At 63.0% G+C, this 4,206-nt stretch carries 5 protein-coding genes; 1 reads left to right on the plus strand and 4 read right to left on the minus strand.

The window, feature by feature from the left end:
• From GPT33_RS17400 to GPT33_RS17415, 4 genes are all read right to left on the minus strand, one after another.
• The coding region (locus GPT33_RS17400; protein WP_296811551.1) for an LUD domain-containing protein at nt 1–515 on the minus strand (515 nt) is incomplete at its 3' end.
• Between the two features lie 400 nt (nt 516–915).
• Nucleotides 916–1,224 carry a helix-turn-helix domain-containing protein gene (locus GPT33_RS17405; protein WP_296811554.1) on the minus strand — a complete coding sequence of 103 codons (309 nt, stop codon included), beginning with the start codon at nt 1,222–1,224 and terminating at the stop codon, nt 916–918.
• Nucleotides 1,211–1,531, minus strand: a complete 321-nt coding sequence (locus GPT33_RS17410; protein WP_296811557.1) for a transcriptional regulator — start codon at nt 1,529–1,531, stop codon at nt 1,211–1,213. Before GPT33_RS17410 ends, GPT33_RS17405 begins: the two co-directional genes overlap by 14 nt.
• Nucleotides 1,532–1,801: 270 nt before the next feature.
• Nucleotides 1,802–2,578, minus strand: a complete 777-nt coding sequence (locus GPT33_RS17415) for a (Fe-S)-binding protein (RefSeq protein ID WP_296811558.1) — start codon at nt 2,576–2,578, stop codon at nt 1,802–1,804.
• A gap of 334 nt (nt 2,579–2,912) precedes the next feature.
• On the opposite strand from GPT33_RS17415, the gene GPT33_RS17420 reads away from it, so the two are divergent.
• A complete protein-coding gene (locus tag GPT33_RS17420; protein WP_296811561.1) occupies nt 2,913–3,950 on the plus strand; it encodes a type IV pilus twitching motility protein PilT in 1,038 nt (345 codons plus the stop codon).
• The last annotated feature ends 256 nt before the right edge of the window (nt 3,951–4,206 follow it).

Raw genomic sequence — 4,206 nt, forward strand, 5'->3', positions numbered from 1 at the left:
CCGTGGGCCTTCTCGAAGAGATCCGAGACCTGCTCGCGGGTCTTGTGCACGGCCGGGGCGATGATGTGGGAGGGCGCCTCGCCGGCAAGCTGAATGATGTACTCACCCAGATCGGTCTCGACCACGGTCAGACCGGCGTCGATCAGCGCCGTGTTGAGACCGATCTCCTCGGACACCATCGATTTGCCCTTGGTGACGGTGCGCGCATCCACGCGTGTGCAGATGTCGAGGATGATCCGGCGGGCCTCGGCGTCGTCCCGTGCCCAATGGACCTGACCGCCGGCCGCGACGACGGCCGCCTCGTAGCGTTCCAGGTAGTGATCGAGATGATCGAGGACGTGGTCCTTGAGCGTCTTGGCCGCCTCGCGCAGGGCCTCGAACTCGGACAGCTCGGCGACCTGCACTGCGCGTTTGGCGACGAAGCCGTCGCGGGCCTTGTCCAGTGCCTGTTGGAGGCTGGCGTCATGGAGCGCGGCGATCGCGCGCGGCTGAAACTCGTGTGATCGGATGTCCAATAACCGTGCCCTCGAAGCCCCTGGTTGGATGTCGGTCGGATGGGCGCAGGGTCATCCGACGTACCGTTTCGCGATCGCGTTGTCGCTCACCTTATTTCACAAAAAGCCCTCAGAGTCGCACCACCGATTTTTCCGGACGGTTCCGCCGTTACGAATCCAACGAGCGGATCCACGATTCTCGTTCGGATTGCGGTTTTCCTTAAGCCCGGAATCGACCGGAAGCTGCCGCTCAACCCGATCCTGCCGAGTGGTGGATCGACGCGCGTTGTGGTCACCCACGGCGCTGAGCCTGGGTGGTGCTTACGACCCGATCCGGTCAGTTGCTCCATTTTCACGAGCGACCCGGAAGGCATCCAAAGCGGACACTTTCTCCGCCTATCATTGAGAGGAAGGAGGTTTTTCAGGCGACCCGGTCGAGAAACAGTTCGCGAAGAACCTCCGGGCGTTCCTGTGCCACACGAATGAGCGATCGCGCCGCACCGCTCGGCTCGCGTCGACCCTGCTCCCATTCCTGCAGCGTCCTGACCGACACGCCTAGGAGCCTCGCGAACTCGCTTTGGGACATCTTGACGCGATAGCGTGCGAGCGCCACCGGGCCGTGGATTGCGCCCACCTTCTCAGAGTTCATCTCGCGGATGGACTCGAGCAATTCAGCGCCGATATCACGATCGGCGTCTCTTGCGAGCAGCTCTTGTTCAGTCTTCGGCATGATCCAGCATCTCCCGCGCAGCATTGAGCACATGCGCTGGCAAGTTGTCTCGCGCGCTCTTGGCGTAAATCAAGAGGAGCCAGATGCGCCCGTCTGCCAGCCGGTTGTAGTAAATGACCCGAACGCCTCCTTGTTTTCCGCTACCGGACCGGAACCAACGGACCTTGCGCACGCCACCGGTCCGCGGAACGACATCACCTGCAAGCGGGCTGCCCGCAATCCAGGCGCAGAACTCTCCACGCTCGTCCTCCGTCCAGTAGTCGGGCCAAAGGCGCGTAAAGGAGGGCGTTTCCACAACGGTCAGCATCGCATGATTATACGTCACTGCCGCATAAAGCGCTTGGGTGCCTGCTTTGCATCGATGGGCAGACAGTCATCGAGACTGCAGCTGTTACCGCTATTGGACGTCCAGAGTCACTCACGGTGTTGACTGCGACTGTCCACTACGCGTCCGGACCGGTCGTTCAGGACCTGGTGGTGAGCGGCACTTTCGGGACGCGAACGGGTCTCTCCGCATCCTCATAAGCCGATGTCGATTCGCGGCATCTGGAACGTCCTCGCGTCGCGTTGCGGCGTCTCAACCCGGCCCGTCCCCGATACCTGGCCCGTCCGCCGTCCCGGCCAGCACCTCCGCCGCATGATAGACCCGCACCGGCGAGCCGATCCGGCTCAGCCGCCCGGCGATGTTCATCAGACACCCCAGATCGCCGCCGATCAGCGTATCGGCTCCCGTGGCGAGGATGTTGCGGATCTTGTCGTCCACGATCTTGACCGAGATCTCGGGGTATCCGACGCAGAAGGTCCCGCCGAACCCGCAGCAGACCTCGCTGTCGGTCATCTCGCGCAGGGTCAGCCCCTCCACACCTGCGAGCAGTTGTCGCGGCTGACCTTTGATGCCGAGTCCGCGCAGGCCGGAGCACGAGTCGTGATAGGTCGCGATGCCGTCGAATCTGGCGTGAATCTGTGTGATGCCGAGGGTGTCGACCAGGAATGACGTCAGCTCCCAGCTTTTTGCAGCAAGGGCCTCGGCGCGGTCGCGCCAATCGCGGTCTGCGGCAAAAAGGACGGGATAGTCGTGCCGGATGGTCGCCATGCAGGAGCCCGAGGGACCGACGAGATAATCGTAGTCCTCGAAGGCGGCGATGACCTGTTTGGCGAGTGCGCGCGCGGAGTCGTTGTCGCCCGAGTTGTAGCCGGGCTGTCCGCAACAGGTTTGGTTTTGCGGCACGCAGACGGCGCAGCCCGCGTCCTCGAGAAGCTTGGCGGCGGAAAAGCCGATGTTCGGCCGGAAGAGGTTCATGAGGCAGGTTGCGAACAGGCCGACACGCGGGGAGGTCTTCGGGTCGTCGGTCATCTCAAAAGGGGCTCCGGTGGGTCTTGAACGTGATCCGTGGTCGGTATCGATCCGGCATCGTAAATCTCTCGGGGACGCAACGCACCGCCGATGGATCCGTCGAGACCGAGGCCGGCTCTTCGGGCTATGCTATACCGAGTGCACGCGATTTTTTCGGTAAGCGGGATGCGTCCCGCGTGCGTCGGGACAAGGCGCGCCGACGAAGCATAGCGGCCCCTACGGCCAGGAGGCGCAACGCCGGCCCGGCGTGCGCGGGGCGTGCAGTGCGGCGGAAAACCTGCGTGCCTCGGGATGTACCTTGTGATGCCGGCCGCGGTTTAATCGGGAGTGATTCGTGGATATCGCCGAACTACTGGCTTTCAGCGTCAAAAACAACGCCTCGGACCTGCATCTCTCGGCCGGCCTGCCGCCGATGATTCGTGTCGACGGCGACATGCGTCGCATCAATGTCCCGCCGCTCGAGCATCGTTCGGTGCACTCGCTTGTCTACGACATCATGAACGACAAGCAGCGCAAGGACTACGAGGAGTTTCTGGAAACGGACTTCTCGTTCGAGATTCCGGGGCTGGCCCGGTTCCGCGTCAACGCCTTCAACCAGAAGCGCGGTGCGGGCGCCGTCTTTCGGACCATCCCCTCAAAGGTTTTGTCGCTCGAAGAGCTGAATGCGCCCGAGAGCTTCAAGGAAATCATCAGTGTTCCGCGCGGCCTCATCCTGGTGACCGGGCCGACCGGCTCGGGTAAGTCCACGACCCTCGCCGCGATGGTCGACCATCTCAACGAGACCGAGTACGCGCACATCCTCACCATCGAGGACCCGATCGAGTTCGTGCACAGCAGCAAGAAATGTCTGGTCAACCAGCGCGAGGTCCACAAGGATACGCTGGGCTTCAGCGAGGCGTTGCGCTCGGCGTTGCGTCAGGATCCGGACATCATCCTGGTCGGCGAGATGCGTGATCTCGAGACCATTCGACTGGCGATGACCGCGGCCGAAACCGGGCATCTGGTGTTCGGGACGCTGCACACCACCTCGGCGGCCAAGACGATCGACCGCATCATCGACGTCTTTCCCGCGGCGGAGAAGGAGATGATCCGGGCAATGCTCTCGGAGTCGCTGCGTTCGGTCATCGCGCAGACGCTGTTGAAGCGGGTCGGCGGCGGGCGGGTCGCCGCACACGAGATCATGATCGGCACGCCGGCCATCCGTAACCTGATCCGCGAGGCCAAGGTGGCCCAGATGTATTCGGCGATCCAGACCGGACAGGCGCACGGCATGCAGACCCTGGATCAGAACCTCAAGGAGCTGGTCCAACAGGGGTTGGTGTCGCGCAAGGACGCCCGGATGAAGGCTCAGAACAAGGACGGCTTTACCTGATCCCGCTCCGGCGAAGCTTGCCGGGCCGAGCGCTGGTCGAGGGCGCCGCCCTGCACGACGCCGATTTTGCAGAGGATGACGATCGTTCGCGAATCCTAGGTCCGGCCGAGCATGGATGGCTGCCGCCCTGGAGCGTCTTTCTTAATACCGAGGTCTCGTATGGACCTGAATCGTGCGATCGAACAATTGCTGAGCATGGTGGTCGAGCGCAAGGCGTCCGACCTCTTCATCACCGCAGGTTGGCCGCCCAGCGTCA

Origin of the sequence: Thiocapsa sp. (assembly GCF_011390875.1) — a bacterium.
Taxonomy (GTDB): Bacteria; Pseudomonadota; Gammaproteobacteria; order Chromatiales; family Chromatiaceae; genus Thiocapsa.